This window comes from Pseudomonas sp. UBA1879, assembly GCF_002338065.1.
In the GTDB taxonomy this organism is placed as follows: domain Bacteria; phylum Pseudomonadota; class Gammaproteobacteria; order Pseudomonadales; family Pseudomonadaceae; genus Aquipseudomonas.
In genome coordinates, this window is the sequence record NZ_DDHJ01000021.1 from 155,095 (window position 1) to 167,123 (window position 12,029).

The 12,029-nt window shown below is 62.1% G+C and carries 18 protein-coding genes; all 18 read left to right on the forward strand.

Annotation, left to right across the window (positions count from 1 at the left end; genetic code table 11):
• Positions 1–5 precede the first annotated feature (5 nt).
• The 18 genes from B3N48_RS24200 to B3N48_RS24280 all read left to right on the forward strand — a co-directional run bounded on the left by B3N48_RS24200 (position 6) and on the right by B3N48_RS24280 (position 12,029).
• Positions 6–929, forward strand: a complete 924-nt coding sequence (locus B3N48_RS24200) for a GPO family capsid scaffolding protein (protein ID WP_296187940.1) — start codon at positions 6–8, stop codon at positions 927–929.
• A gap of 1 nt (position 930) precedes the next feature.
• Positions 931–1,980, forward strand: coding sequence for a phage major capsid protein, P2 family (locus tag B3N48_RS24205; RefSeq protein ID WP_296187942.1), 1,050 nt, complete (start codon positions 931–933; stop codon positions 1,978–1,980).
• Positions 1,977–2,690, forward strand: coding sequence for a phage terminase small subunit (gene gpM, locus B3N48_RS24210; RefSeq protein ID WP_296187944.1), 714 nt, complete (start codon positions 1,977–1,979; stop codon positions 2,688–2,690). Before B3N48_RS24205 ends, gpM begins: the two co-directional genes overlap by 4 nt.
• A gap of 99 nt (positions 2,691–2,789) precedes the next feature.
• Positions 2,790–3,251, forward strand: coding sequence for a head completion/stabilization protein (locus B3N48_RS24215; protein ID WP_296187945.1), 462 nt, complete (start codon positions 2,790–2,792; stop codon positions 3,249–3,251).
• A complete protein-coding gene (locus B3N48_RS24220) occupies positions 3,248–3,691 on the forward strand; it encodes a phage tail protein (RefSeq protein ID WP_296187946.1) in 444 nt (147 codons plus the stop codon). Before B3N48_RS24215 ends, B3N48_RS24220 begins: the two co-directional genes overlap by 4 nt.
• On the forward strand, positions 3,681–4,361 hold the full coding sequence (locus B3N48_RS24225; RefSeq protein WP_296187947.1) for a phage virion morphogenesis protein: 681 nt from the start codon (positions 3,681–3,683) through the stop codon (positions 4,359–4,361). The genes B3N48_RS24220 and B3N48_RS24225 overlap by 11 nt, the downstream gene beginning before the upstream one ends.
• 11 nt (positions 4,362–4,372) lie before the next feature.
• On the forward strand, positions 4,373–5,491 hold the full coding sequence (locus tag B3N48_RS24230; protein WP_296187949.1) for a DUF2586 domain-containing protein: 1,119 nt from the start codon (positions 4,373–4,375) through the stop codon (positions 5,489–5,491).
• 3 nt (positions 5,492–5,494) lie between these two features.
• Positions 5,495–5,947 carry a phage protein gene (locus tag B3N48_RS24235; RefSeq protein ID WP_296187951.1) on the forward strand — a complete coding sequence of 151 codons (453 nt, stop codon included), beginning with the start codon at positions 5,495–5,497 and terminating at the stop codon, positions 5,945–5,947.
• Positions 5,947–6,159, forward strand: a complete 213-nt coding sequence (locus B3N48_RS24240; protein WP_296187953.1) for a TraR/DksA family transcriptional regulator — start codon at positions 5,947–5,949, stop codon at positions 6,157–6,159. The genes B3N48_RS24235 and B3N48_RS24240 overlap by 1 nt, the downstream gene beginning before the upstream one ends.
• Complete coding sequence (locus tag B3N48_RS24245; protein ID WP_296187955.1) at positions 6,156–6,362, forward strand: hypothetical protein; 207 nt, start codon at positions 6,156–6,158, stop codon at positions 6,360–6,362. The genes B3N48_RS24240 and B3N48_RS24245 overlap by 4 nt, the downstream gene beginning before the upstream one ends.
• Positions 6,359–6,883 carry a lysozyme gene (locus B3N48_RS24250; protein ID WP_296187957.1) on the forward strand — a complete coding sequence of 175 codons (525 nt, stop codon included), beginning with the start codon at positions 6,359–6,361 and terminating at the stop codon, positions 6,881–6,883. Before B3N48_RS24245 ends, B3N48_RS24250 begins: the two co-directional genes overlap by 4 nt.
• Positions 6,880–7,395, forward strand: a complete 516-nt coding sequence (locus tag B3N48_RS24255; protein ID WP_296187960.1) for a lysis system i-spanin subunit Rz — start codon at positions 6,880–6,882, stop codon at positions 7,393–7,395. The genes B3N48_RS24250 and B3N48_RS24255 overlap by 4 nt, the downstream gene beginning before the upstream one ends.
• Positions 7,392–7,682 carry a putative phage tail assembly chaperone gene (locus B3N48_RS24260; protein WP_296187961.1) on the forward strand — a complete coding sequence of 97 codons (291 nt, stop codon included), beginning with the start codon at positions 7,392–7,394 and terminating at the stop codon, positions 7,680–7,682. Before B3N48_RS24255 ends, B3N48_RS24260 begins: the two co-directional genes overlap by 4 nt.
• A 23-nt stretch (positions 7,683–7,705) precedes the next feature.
• Positions 7,706–7,846, forward strand: a complete 141-nt coding sequence (locus B3N48_RS27005) for a DUF6890 family protein (protein WP_414704280.1) — start codon at positions 7,706–7,708, stop codon at positions 7,844–7,846.
• A 7-nt stretch (positions 7,847–7,853) separates the two neighbouring features.
• Positions 7,854–9,950, forward strand: a complete 2,097-nt coding sequence (locus tag B3N48_RS24265; protein WP_296187962.1) for a phage tail tape measure protein — start codon at positions 7,854–7,856, stop codon at positions 9,948–9,950.
• The gene (locus tag B3N48_RS24270) at positions 9,947–10,264 is read left to right on the forward strand and encodes a DUF2590 family protein (protein WP_296187964.1); all 318 of its coding nucleotides are present in this window, start codon (positions 9,947–9,949) and stop codon (positions 10,262–10,264) included. Before B3N48_RS24265 ends, B3N48_RS24270 begins: the two co-directional genes overlap by 4 nt.
• Positions 10,261–11,433, forward strand: a complete 1,173-nt coding sequence (locus B3N48_RS24275) for a baseplate J/gp47 family protein (protein WP_296187965.1) — start codon at positions 10,261–10,263, stop codon at positions 11,431–11,433. The genes B3N48_RS24270 and B3N48_RS24275 overlap by 4 nt, the downstream gene beginning before the upstream one ends.
• Positions 11,430–12,029 carry a phage tail protein gene (locus B3N48_RS24280; RefSeq protein WP_296187967.1) on the forward strand — a complete coding sequence of 200 codons (600 nt, stop codon included), beginning with the start codon at positions 11,430–11,432 and terminating at the stop codon, positions 12,027–12,029. Before B3N48_RS24275 ends, B3N48_RS24280 begins: the two co-directional genes overlap by 4 nt.

A 12,029-nucleotide genomic window follows, 5' to 3' on the forward strand; every position in this document is an offset into this window, starting at 1 on the left:
CACCCATGCCCCGTTCCCTTGTTTCGTATTGGAAACGTGTCGCCACCAGCGGCCCGACCATCGACGGTCGCGAGATTCTTCCCCAGGAACTGCGGGACATGGCTGAGACCTACGCTCTGGCCACGTACACCGCCGTGATCTGGGCAGAACATGAGCGTTGGTACGGCTCTCACGGCACTGTGTTCGCTCTGCGCCTGGTCGAAGACGCCGACGATCTGCTGCCCGGTCAAGTGGCATTAGAAGCGCAGTTGAAGCCGAACGACAAGCTGCTTTGGCTCAACGACCAGGGTGAAAAGTTGTTCACCAGCGTCGAAATCACTCCGAACTTCGCGAACACCGGCAAGGCCTACCTGACCGGCTTGGCCGTCACCGACTCACCGGCGAGCCTGGGCACTCAGGAACTCTACTTCTCCGCCAAAACCAGCAAGGCAGCGTTCTTCGCCGCCCCAATGGAGCTGGGCCGTTTGCGCGAATCTGAACCTGAAGCCGAGATGACCAAGCTCGCGGCGATGTTTTCCCGTTTCTTCAAACGCTTCGCTGTTGACGAACAGCCAGCGTCTCCGTCGACCGACACCCCCACAGAGAGCAAACCCCCAATGGATGAAGCTACAGCTACGGCCCTTAAAGCCCTGCTGGCTCAACTGCTTGTTGTCGCTGCCGGCATTCAGGCAGTGATTGAGCCTGCTGCTGAGGACGCGCCAGAACCTGACGCTGCCCCGATCGATGACGTGCAAACTGCCGTCGACGCCATCGTCACCACCGCCGAGGAAGAACGCGAGTTCCGCCGTAACGGCCAGGGCAACCAGGCGCTCGCCGCCAGTGTTGCCAAGCTCCACCAACAGTTCAGCGAGTTGCTGAATACCCCGAAAGGCCGCGACCTGCAGCGCACCACTGGCGCTGCTGACCCTCAGAAAAAGCGGGTGCTCTGACATGGCGTACAACCTGAGTAACCACGGCGCGAAGATGTACGCCGCGATGCAAGTGGCCATGGCCGAGACCTACGGTGTCGATCTGTCGAGCCGCATGTTCAACGTTGACCCAACCATCGCCCAGGAGCTGAACGACGCCATTACGGCCAAGTCGGACTTCCTGCAGCGCATCAACGTCATCGGCGTGAGCGAAATCAAGGGCCAGAAAGTGTTTCTGGGCGTCTCCGGTCCCGTTACCGGTCGCACCAACACCGGCACCAAGGACCGCGAAGCCAAGGACGTGTCGGCGCTGGACTCCAACACCTACGAGCTGTCCTCGACCGAATCCGATGTGGGCATGCCCTACGCGAAGATCGATGCGTGGGCGAAGTTCCCGGACTTCCATCAGCGCTATTCCGCAGCCGTTCAAAGGCAGATTGCCTTGGACCGCATCATTGTCGGTTTCCACGGCACCCATGCCGCTGTTCAGACCGACCTGGCCGCAAACCCGATGCTGCAGGATGTGAACAAGGGCTGGCTGCAACAGGCGCGCGAGCAGATTCCTGAGCAGGTCATGTCCGAAGGCGCGAGCGCCGGCAAGGTGACCATGGGCGAAGGCGGCGACTATGCCAACCTCGACGCCCTGGTGCACGACGCCAAACAACTGGTCGACGAGCGCTTGCGTGATGGTGGCGACCTGATCGCGATCATCGGCAGCGACCTGCTGGCCGCTGACAAGGCGAAGTTGTACGCCAAACAGGGTGATACGCCGACCGAAAAAGAACGCATCGAAGAAGCCCAGGTCATCGCGACCTATGGCGGTCTGCCGAGCTTCAGCGTGCCGTACTTCCCCGTCGACACGGTCGTGGTCACCAGCTTCGACAACCTGTCGATCTACTTCCAGGACTCCAGCTGGCGCAAACAGACCATCGACAACCCGAAGCGCTCCCGCGTCGAAGATTACAACAGCCGTAACGAAGGCTACGTGATCGAGCAGTTGGAGAAGTTCGCGATGATCGAGAACGTCGAGGTGCTGACAGCCCCGACGTCGGGCAATGGTGGTCCACAGTGAGCCTGGCACTGGCGCACAAGCGGCGCGTACGTGCCCAAGGTCCAGCGGCGCCTGTCGTCGGTGCCGTAGCGGCGGCGTATTCGCCCGCCGCTGCACTCTCCAGCCGTGCGAATGCGCAGAAACACCTGAAGCTGATGGAAGACGCTTTGGCTGTGGATCTGGAGCGGATCAGCGCGATCGACAGCCGCGAGCTTCGTCAGCAGCTCAAGCGTGACGAGCTGTTGCCCAAGTACCTGGACTATGTGCAGCGGTACCGCGACTCAGAGTTGAATTACCCGAACCCCGTGATGATGCAGGTTTTGGTGTGGCTGTTCGATACCGCCGAGCTGACTGCCGGTCTCGAACTGGCTGACTTCGCCATTGCCCAGGGGCAGGAGCTGCCGGAGCGTTTCAAGCGCAACGTACCGACCTTTGTTGCGGATGAGCTCATCAACTGGGCCGACGCGGAATACAAGGCTGGGCGTAGCCCTGAACCCTACGTTTCCAATTTGCTGCCGCGTGTGGATGGCGAATGGAAGCTCTTCGAGCGCATCCCGGCTCGGTTCCACCGATTGCTCGGCCTGATGGCCATCGACCGCCAGGAGTGGGCTTTAGCGATCACGCACCTGGAGCGCGCCGAGATCCTGTACCCGGAAATACGGGTAGCAACCCGCCTGGACGCAGCCCGCAAGGCGCTGGCCAAGCAGAAGGCCGAAGCAACAACCGAATAACCGTTCTTCCCCCCGCAGGGAGTTGCTACGGAAAGGCCGAGTCATTCGTGACCCCGACCTTCCCCGTAGCAGCAACCTGCCCTATTTGAGCGCCCAGCAATGAGCTTTTCAGGCAAACCCACCACCTTTGTGGAACAGGCGATTGAGAACGACGGCTTTTGGCCGAACCTCTCCGTGTCCGAGTTCCAGAAGGGTTACCGCCTGCCGGCGGAGTACCTGGTAGAGCTGCTGGCCGCTGAACTCACAACCGCCATGCACGAGGTGAACCTCGACCTGGCCAAGTGCAAAGCGCGCTGGCAGGGCGCTGGAGTGTCAAGCGTTGAATCTGCAGACACCACCGTCCTGCCGGAGCGCACCTTTCAAGTCGCGCAGTACAAGCGCGCCGTCTACACCCGCGCCAAAGCCACGCTGCTGACCCAGTTCGCCACCGTTCAACGCCGTGAAGTTGCGGAAAACGTCGGTAAGGAACTGCCTGAGCGATCGGAAACCTTTCTCGCGTTCAGTCAGCAGGCCGTGCGCTCGCTGCAGGGCCGTGGGCGCATCACGGCGAAGCTGCTGTGATCAAGCTGCAGGCGTTGACCGCCTATCTCATCGAACGCCAGCTGGTCGCGCCTGAACAGCTCGACAGTTGGACCGACCAGGTGCAGCTGGAACTGATCTGGAAGCCCGACGAGAAGGGCATGCGCATGGGTGACATGAACTACGGCGCGACCATCGTCCTGGAGCGCTTCGCCGACAACCCTGCGCGCCTGATGGCGTTGGTGGGCAGTTGGCTGGACAACCACGACGAGGACCGCGAAGGCCTGCCGCAAACCGTGTTCGACATCACCATGCTCGACGACGATCTGGCCGACGTCGACATCAAGCTGCAGTTCAGCGAACCGCAGTATCTGACCGAGGATCCTGCCGGGGAGATCGTTACCCAGGGCAAGACCTGGTCGTTCGTGCCGTTCGAGCTGTGGGTTGCCGAGAAAGGCGAGGTGACCGGCGATGGCGCGTAGCACCTTCGAACTCGACGTGCGCGGTTACCTGGGCGTGCAAGAGCAGCTTGCACTGCTGAGCCTGTCGCCGCAGCTGCGCCGCCGGCTGCTGAACAACGTCACCAAGCGCGTGCGCAGCATGAGCCGTCAGCGCATCCGTGCCCAGCAAAACGTCGACGGCACCCCGTTCGCGCCCCGGAAGGGATCGGCCAAGGGCAAAAAGAAGATGGAAGCCGGCCTGGGCAAATTGCTGATGGTCACCCGTCTGAACGCCGATGAAGCCGAGCTGGGATGGCGCAACGCGCTGACCCGCTGGGTGGCATCCCAGCAACACAACGGCGTCTCCGAGCGCCGCACTGCTGCCCAGATGCGCAAGTGGAACAAGACAGCTCCCGGCCTGGCTGCGACTGAAAAGCAGGCCAAGCGCCTGCGACGTCTCGGTTTCAAGGTCCGCCAGGAGGGCAAGAAAAGCCTTACGCGTCCCTCCGTGGCGTGGATTCAGGAGCACGTGAACTACGCCAAGGCGGGCCTGCTGATCCGCATCCTGGACGACGAAAAGACCGAAAGCACCGGTGCGCAAAGCTGGGACATCACCCTGCCCAAACGCCAGTTCCTCGGCGCAAGCACCCAACAGGACACCGGTCTACTGGTGAACCAGGTGCTGCAGCAAATCCTTCATTCTCCCCGCTAACGAGGCATCACATGTCACTCGGGAAAGTCTCTGTAAACAATCTCAACCTCGGGCAGGGCGCTGTTACCGAAGTCGAGCGCTATTTCCTGTTCATCGGTCCTGGCAGCAAAAGCCAAGGCCAGTTGGTTCCGCTCAACACCGAAAGCGATCTGGATGTTCAGCTGGGCATTCCGCCGAGCGACCTGAAAACGCAGGTCAAAGCGGCTGGCCTGAACGGCGGCGATCGCTGGGCGTGTCTGGCGGCACCGCTGAGCGGGCAAATGACCTGGCAGGACGCGCTGACCAAAGCCCAGCAGCAAGGCTATTCGGTTGAAGCCGTCGTGATCACCACGCCGGTGACAACCGCTGCCGAGCTGGAGGCAATGAACGAGGCCGCCATCGCCATCGGCAACACCTACGGTCGACGCGTGTTCGTGCTGGCCGCTGTTGCCGGGATCGATGCGGCCACGCAGACCTGGTCGGACTACCTGACCGCGAGCAAAGCGATTGTGGAAGGCCTGGCTGCGCCCCGTGTGCTGGCAGTGCCGCAACTGCACGGCAACGACCTGGGCGTGCTGGCCGGTCGTCTTGCCAACGCGGCGGTCAGCGTTGCGGACAGCCCAATGCGTGTGGCCACGGGCGCCGTGGTTGGCCTGGGACCAGTGCCGAAAGACAAGGACAGTATCCCGCTGCAGTCGGCCACCCGTAGCGAGCTGGACAAGGCGCGTTACTCCGTCAGCCAGACGTATCCGGATTACCAGGGCGTGTACTGGGGCGACGGCAACTTGTTGGACGTCGTCGGCAGTGACTTCGCAGTGATCGAAAACCTGCGTGTCGCTGACAAGGCCGCTCGCCGCGTGCGTGTGCTGCTGGTCCAGCGCGTTGCCGATCGCCGCTTGAACAGCTCGCCCAACAGCATCGCGGTGAATACAGCGCGATTGATGGACCCGCTGCGTGCAATGGCCAAGTCCACGACCTTCGCTGGCCAGGTATTTCCGGGTGAGATCGAGCAGCCCCAGGAAGGCGACATCGTCATCACCTGGAAAAGCAAATACGCGGTTGAGGCCTATCTCAAGCTGCGCCCTCTCAATTCTCCGAAAGACCTGACCGCGAACATCGCGCTCGATCTTTCCCCTGACGCTTCGGAGTAACCCATGGCGGCAAAGATTGGCGGCAAGAACTTCGACGTGACCATGGGCGATCTGGCCATTCACGTCGAGAACTGCACCCTCGACATCACCGACAACACCGCTGTCGCGCAGACCAAGGGCGTTCCCAACGGCCACGTCGACGGCGATGTGGCGGCGGCGGGCGAACTGGAGGTGGATACCACCAACTTCAATTTGATCATTGAAGCGGCGAAGACCGCCGGCAGTTTCCGCGAGCTGGAGCCGTTTGACTCGGTGTTCTACGCCAAGGCCGGCGAGGAAGAACTGAAAGTGGAGGCCTTCGGCTGCAAGTTGCGTCTGTCCAGCCTGCTGAGCATTGCGCAGAAGGGCGGCGAGACGCACAAGCACAAGATCCCTTTCGACGTCACCAGCCCCGACTTCATCAAGATCAACGGCGTGCCGTACCTGGCTGCAGCTGAAATCGAGGGCCTGACCTGATGGTTTGCCCGTTCGACCGTGCCCAGGCGCTTGAGCTTCGGCAACGCGAGCAGGCCATTGCGGCCGCGCTGGCGCGCAAGCGGCCGACCGGGCCGAGCCTCACCCATTGCGAGGACTGCGACAACGAGATTCCTGCAGCGCGCCAGGCGCTCGGCGGCATGACCCGTTGCGTCCCTTGCCAGTCCATTTTTGAACGAGAGGTTCGGCGATGAGCGCGAATCAAGCTGCCCAGGACACCGCCGTTGCATTGGCAAAAGCGTCACCGGCGATCGGCGTAGCCGCGACCGGCGCGACCGGCGCCGTCGACTGGTCGGCAGTGGCCTACATGCTGACAGCCTTCTACATGGCGCTGCAGATCCTGCTCCTGGTGCCCAAGTACCGGCAGATGTTGCGCGATTGGAAGCTGAAGCCATGAACCTGCGCCACAAAATCGCCATCGGCGCCCTGGTGCTGGCCAGCAGCACGTTCACTTCATTCCTGGGCAAGTGGGAAGGCACCGGACAGAACGTCGTCTATGCCGATCCGCTAGCCCGTGGCCTGCCAACAGTGTGCAAGGGCATCACCCGTTACACCAGCCCGGTGCCGGTCGTGGTGGGCGACTACTGGTCCGACGCCCGCTGCGCCGAGGTGGAAAGCCTGGTGGTTTCGAAAGGGCAGCTTGCGCTGGCCGACTGCCTGACGAATCAGGCGATCGGGCAGAACACCTTCGACGCGTTGAGCAGTCATGGCCACAACGTTGGCACGCCGAATACCTGCGCCAGTCGGGCCGTGGGCCTGATCAACGCCGGTCGCATTGCCGAAGGCTGCAGGGCGCTGGCTTACGCGCCGGATGGCTCGCCGGTCTGGTCCTACGTGACCCTGCCCAATGGTCACAAGCAATTCGTCCAGGGGCTGCACAACCGCCGGATCGCCGAAATGGAGCTGTGCCTGAAATGACCATCGCACCGCTACGCCTTGCCTTGTTGGTACTGCTGGCCAGCCTGATCGGCTACGTCATTTTCGATCACGTCACCGATCAGCGCGACAGCGCCAGGCGTGAACGTGATTCGGCTATGAGCGAGCGTGACGGCCTGCGTGAGGCGGCGCGCATCAGCGGCGAAATGCTCGCTGCCCGTGACCAGGTCGACCAACAACACACGAAGGAACTGAACCTTGCGAACGCTCAAATTCTTGCTCTGCGCCGCGATGTTGACGATGGCCGTCAGCGGCTGCTCATCCGTGCCACCTGCAGACCCGCTGCCGTCGCCACTGCCACCGGCACCGCCAGCGTGGCTGATGCAGGCCCCGCCGAACTCGCAGCAGACGCTCGATCGGATTATTTCACCCTCCGAGGTCAGCTCGCCCTAAGCAAGCAAATGATCCTCGGCCTGCAGGACTACATCCGCCAGGTGATCCAGCGATCGCCGGCTACAGCTGCACCCCTTAACCCAACGGAAACCAAGCAATGACCGACGTAAACCGCGACATCACCCTGGAAATTGGCGATAGCGAATTCACCTTCCGCCTGACCCCGGCTGAGGTGACGAAGTACTTCAACGCCACCACGAACAACAACAAGGTCGCGCCGGCCAACAACCTGCTGGTGACCACGGTCCTGCAGGAACAACGCGCCGAGCTGAAACCGCACCTGGCCAACCCGATCCGCGTCATGGAGCTGGCCGGCGCGCTGATGGAGGAGTACTCGCCGGATCTTGAAGTCATCGTAAAAAAGTCCTCGGCCACGCTGACGGCCTAACCGAAGACGGACTGGGCCAGCTCCTGGCCCTGACCAATCGCTGGCTACCTGGTGCCGAACCGTCCATTGAAAACATGGGCGTCGCCAAGTGGCTGGAAGACGAACACTGGCGCCGCATGGAGATTGCCGTAGCAAACGGCATCGCCTTCGCGCTGAACGGATAGGATACCCATGGCCGACCGCGCTGCCCGCCTGGCTTTCATCCTGAGTCTGACCGACAAGGTCAGCGCGCCCCTGGGCAAGGTGAAAACCAGCTTTTCCGACCTGGCCAACCAGAGCCAGCAGAACATCAAACAGGTGGGCATCGGCCTGGCTGGGATGGTGGGCGCCGGCGTGGCCATTACCGAATCACTGGAGCCAGCGCTGGAAATGAACCGAGCGCTGGGCCAAGTCAAATCCCTGGGCGTTGCCGAAGACGCCCTTGAATCGCTGAACAGGAAGGCGCTGGAGTTCTCGGTGGCCTACGGCACGCACGCCAATGAGTTTGTCGAGTCGGCCTACAGCATTTCCGGCGCGATCAAGGGGCTGACCGGCGAGCAGCTGGCCACCTTCACCAACACCAGCAACCTGTTGGCCAAGGCCACCAAGGCCGATGCGGAAACCCTCGGCGAGTACCTGGGCACGATGTACAACCTGTTCAAGACCCAGGCCGACGCGATCGGAAAGGACACTTGGGTTGAAAAACTGGGCGGCCAGACGGCGCTGGCGGTGAAGCTGTTCCGCACCAGCGGCGCCCAGCTCAAGGACGCGTTCAAGGAATCCGGATCGATCGCTACCAGCTTCGGCGTCAGCCTGGCTGAGCAGTTCGCCGTGATCGGCACGCTGTCCAGCACCATGGAAGGCGGCGATGCCGGCGGGCGCTACAAGGCGTTCTTCGAAAACGCAGCCAACGGCGCCAAAACCCTCGGCGTGACGCTGACCGACCAGAAGGGCAACTTGCTGCCGATCCTCGACATTCTGGACAAGTTGCAGGGCAAAGTTGGCGACCTCAACAGCTCCGCAGCGAGCGCCAAGCTGTTGGCTGCATTCGGCGGGGAAGGGGCCCAGGTTATCGCGGCGCTGGCCAAGGACACCGACCGTTTGAAAGACGGCTTGAATCAGCTGGGCCAGGTGCGCGGCCTGGAAAGCGCCGAGAAGATGGCGAAAGCCATGGTCGACCCCTGGCAGCAGTTCGGCGCCGCCGTCCAGGCGCTGCGCATCGCCTTCGGCCAATCGCTGATCCCGCTGCTCACTCCGCTGATGGAGCGTCTGGTGGGCATCGCGACGACGCTGACCCGTTGGACCCAGCTATTTCCGAACATTACTCGCGCCGTGGGCCTGGTTGTCCTGGTGATCCTTGGCCTGGCCGGGGCAATGGCGGCGCTGACCACTGTCGTCGGCTTGAGCAAGCTGGTTTGGCTGTCCCTGGTCACGGTCTGGAAAGTTCTGACCTGGACAGGCTTTCGCAGCATCGCGATGTTCGTCTATCACACCGTGCTGATTGCTGCGTTTGTGGTGGGCATGGTCGCCATGTACACCTGGATGGCGCTGGTCCGCACCGGGATGTTGCTGTGGCAAGCGGCTATCTGGCTGGTCAATGCCGCGCTGCTGGCCAACCCTGTGGTCTGGATCGTTGTAGGGATCGCCGCCCTGGTCGCTGCTGTTGTTGCGGCGGTCGTGTACTGGGATGAATGGACCAGCGCATTGATGAACACGGCGGCGTTCCAGTGGGTCTCGGCGCAGTTGCAGAAGCTGTCGGACTGGTTCGATTCAATGGGTGGCTGGTCCGGCATGGCCAGCGCGGCGTGGGACGGGATTGTTGCGATCTTCAAAGACGCGATCGCCGGCCTCATCGATCTGCTGAACAAGATCCCCGGCGTGAAAATCGATGCGAGCTTTGGCGAGATGCCCAAGGCGCCCGATGTGCCTGGCGTTGAAGCGCAACTGCCTAGCACCCCAGCGGTGGACCGCGCCCTACAGGCCGCACGACTGGCGTCCATGCCGGCGGCGAATAGCCCGCTCAGTGCCGTGCCCCCGCTGGTCATGGCAGAACCGATCGGTGATCAGGCCGACCAGGCCAAACAGACTTTGCGCGCCACTGTGGCCAGCGTTTCCCCGACACGACCGAATGCTGTTCCGCAGGGCGGTCTGCTGCGTGCGATTCAGAACAGCACCACCAATAACCAGACGCAAAAAGGCGTGCATGTGGAACACCTCACCATTGAAAACAGCAAGCCGTTAACCCCGCTGGAGCTTGAAAACATGGTCGGCATGGCGGTGAGCGGATGAGCGAATACCTCGATCTGCTGATCACTGACAACGACCTGGTGCTGGATCCGGGCCGACAGCCTGAACCGGTGACCGACCGGGCCTGCATCGCCCAGGACATTGGACACATGATCCGCGACAGCGGCCTGATGGTCGCCCTGGTGGCCGAGCGCAGCCCGCTGATCCAGCGTGACTACCGCCAGCAGTTGGAGCTGCTGGTGGAAACGGACGTGCGCCTGGTGCCGGGGACTGCGCGGGTTAAATCCCAGGGCAATGGGCAGTACCTGGTGAGCGCGAAAACCCTGGAATTCGGCGACGTCGAGGTCACCCTATGACTGACCTGAATTTCAAAGAGATTCTGGCCGATTCGGGCATTCCGACTACCGATGCAGCGCTGCGCGCTGCCTGGGAGGCCGAAGTGGTTACCCAGGGCGCAAAGGTGGCCAACACCAGCGCCTATTCGCCGTTCTGGCGGGTGATGACTGCCTTGGTCACCAAGCCGGTGCTGTGGCTGCTCACCTTCGTCAGCGACACGGTGCTGCCGAATTTCTTCGTTAAGACCGCTGGCGGCACGTGGCTCGACACCTTGGCCTGGGCCGTGAACGTCACCCGGAAAGGTGCGAGCCAAGCCGTGGGAGTGATCGAGTTCACTCGAACGGGTGCATCCGGAACGCTGCAAGTGCCGATCGGGACCGTTGTGCAGTCCACACCGATCAATGGCAACGTCTACCAGCTGACCACCACCGCCGACGCCACGTTTGCAGACGGGCAGACGACCGTACGCGCCCCGGTGATCGCGTTGGAGGCAGGCAGCGGCTACAACCTGGCTCCTGGTTATTTTGCGGTGTTGCCTACGCCGATCGCAGGCGTGGTCGCCGTGCATAACCCCGAAGACTGGCTGGCCACCCCCGGTGCCGATGACGAACCCGACGACGAGCTGCGCCTGCGCGTGCGCAACCAGTTTTCAGCTGTGAACCAGTGGCATACCGACGCCGTGTATCGAGCATTGATCGCGGCGTTTCAGGGCGTATCGCCTGATGGCGTGTTCTTTCAGCACGGCGCGCCGCGTGGCCCAGGCAGCGCCAATGCCTACGTCCTGTTCGAAGCCGGTGTGCCGGCTGACACGTACCTGGAGCAGATCAACGCCCGGATCATGGACGAGGGCAACCATGGGCACGGCGATGACATGAAAGTGTTTGTCATGCCGGAAACCCAGCACGCTGTGGCCTTGAGCGTCTGGCCGGTGGCGAACCTGACCGCCAAACAGCGCGCAGATCTACAGGCCGATATCGAAATGTTCATCCGCTCGGCGTTCCGCGAGAGCACCGGCAGGGACTACAGCCCGACGCTGACCTGGCCACAGTCGCGGTTTTCATTCAGCCGCCTGACAGAGGAACTGCACGCCCAGTTCGCGGGCATTGATTCGTTGAAGTTCGTGAATGACGACATCGTGTCCGACCTGACCATTCCGCGCCTGCAGGCCGTCGAGGTGACGCTGCAATGATCAAGCTTGAACTGCCGTTCTGGCTCGGTGGCGCCGAGCTGACAAAGCTACAGGTCAGCGCGCAGGCCTGGTGGGAAACCGTGGAGCACTGGGTGGGCTGGCCGCTGCGTCAACTGGATGCTGAAACCTGCCACGTCGCCGTGCTCGATCTGCTGGCCTGGCAGCGGGATATCACCCGATTCCGTGGCGAGCCTGAAAGCCTGTACCGGCTGCGCGTGAAATTCGCTTTCGTGAATGCCGTGGACGCGGGATCCGTCGCAGGTTTCCAGCGGATCTTCCAGCGTCTGGGCATCGGTGAGGTTCGCATCGCCGAGCGTCAACCAGATCGTGATTGGGACATCGTGCAGTTGCACCTGGACGACCAGCAGCTATCGGACTTTCCACAGCTGCTCGATCTGGTGGTGCATCAGTACGGGCGGACCTGCCGCCGCTACGAGCTGGTCAGCACGACAGTTCTGCAGTTGAGCATCAGCACCGGCGAGATCAGTAGCGACCATATGAGTCTGACGGCTCGTTTTGATTACACCCGAACGGCGGGATTGACCCTCAAAGCCGCCGAATTCAACAACGACCAGATGACTCTGGTCACTCGCTGA

Excerpts from the sequence above, each read along its gene's own strand:
- B3N48_RS24200 (WP_296187940.1), top strand. The coding sequence starts at position 6 with ATGCCCCGTTCCCTTGTTTCGTATTGGAAACGTGTCGCCACCAGCGGC.
- B3N48_RS24205 (WP_296187942.1), top strand. The coding sequence starts at position 931 with ATGGCGTACAACCTGAGTAACCACGGCGCGAAGATGTACGCCGCGATG.
- B3N48_RS24215 (WP_296187945.1), top strand. The coding sequence starts at position 2,790 with ATGAGCTTTTCAGGCAAACCCACCACCTTTGTGGAACAGGCGATTGAG.
- B3N48_RS24225 (WP_296187947.1), top strand. The coding sequence starts at position 3,681 with ATGGCGCGTAGCACCTTCGAACTCGACGTGCGCGGTTACCTGGGCGTG.
- B3N48_RS24230 (WP_296187949.1), top strand. The coding sequence starts at position 4,373 with ATGTCACTCGGGAAAGTCTCTGTAAACAATCTCAACCTCGGGCAGGGC.
- B3N48_RS24235 (WP_296187951.1), top strand. The coding sequence starts at position 5,495 with ATGGCGGCAAAGATTGGCGGCAAGAACTTCGACGTGACCATGGGCGAT.
- B3N48_RS24240 (WP_296187953.1), top strand. The coding sequence starts at position 5,947 with ATGGTTTGCCCGTTCGACCGTGCCCAGGCGCTTGAGCTTCGGCAACGC.
- B3N48_RS24245 (WP_296187955.1), top strand. The coding sequence starts at position 6,156 with ATGAGCGCGAATCAAGCTGCCCAGGACACCGCCGTTGCATTGGCAAAA.
- B3N48_RS24250 (WP_296187957.1), top strand. The coding sequence starts at position 6,359 with ATGAACCTGCGCCACAAAATCGCCATCGGCGCCCTGGTGCTGGCCAGC.
- B3N48_RS24255 (WP_296187960.1), top strand. The coding sequence starts at position 6,880 with ATGACCATCGCACCGCTACGCCTTGCCTTGTTGGTACTGCTGGCCAGC.
- B3N48_RS24260 (WP_296187961.1), top strand. The coding sequence starts at position 7,392 with ATGACCGACGTAAACCGCGACATCACCCTGGAAATTGGCGATAGCGAA.
- B3N48_RS24265 (WP_296187962.1), top strand. The coding sequence starts at position 7,854 with ATGGCCGACCGCGCTGCCCGCCTGGCTTTCATCCTGAGTCTGACCGAC.
- B3N48_RS24270 (WP_296187964.1), top strand. The coding sequence starts at position 9,947 with ATGAGCGAATACCTCGATCTGCTGATCACTGACAACGACCTGGTGCTG.
- B3N48_RS24275 (WP_296187965.1), top strand. The coding sequence starts at position 10,261 with ATGACTGACCTGAATTTCAAAGAGATTCTGGCCGATTCGGGCATTCCG.
- B3N48_RS24280 (WP_296187967.1), top strand. The coding sequence starts at position 11,430 with ATGATCAAGCTTGAACTGCCGTTCTGGCTCGGTGGCGCCGAGCTGACA.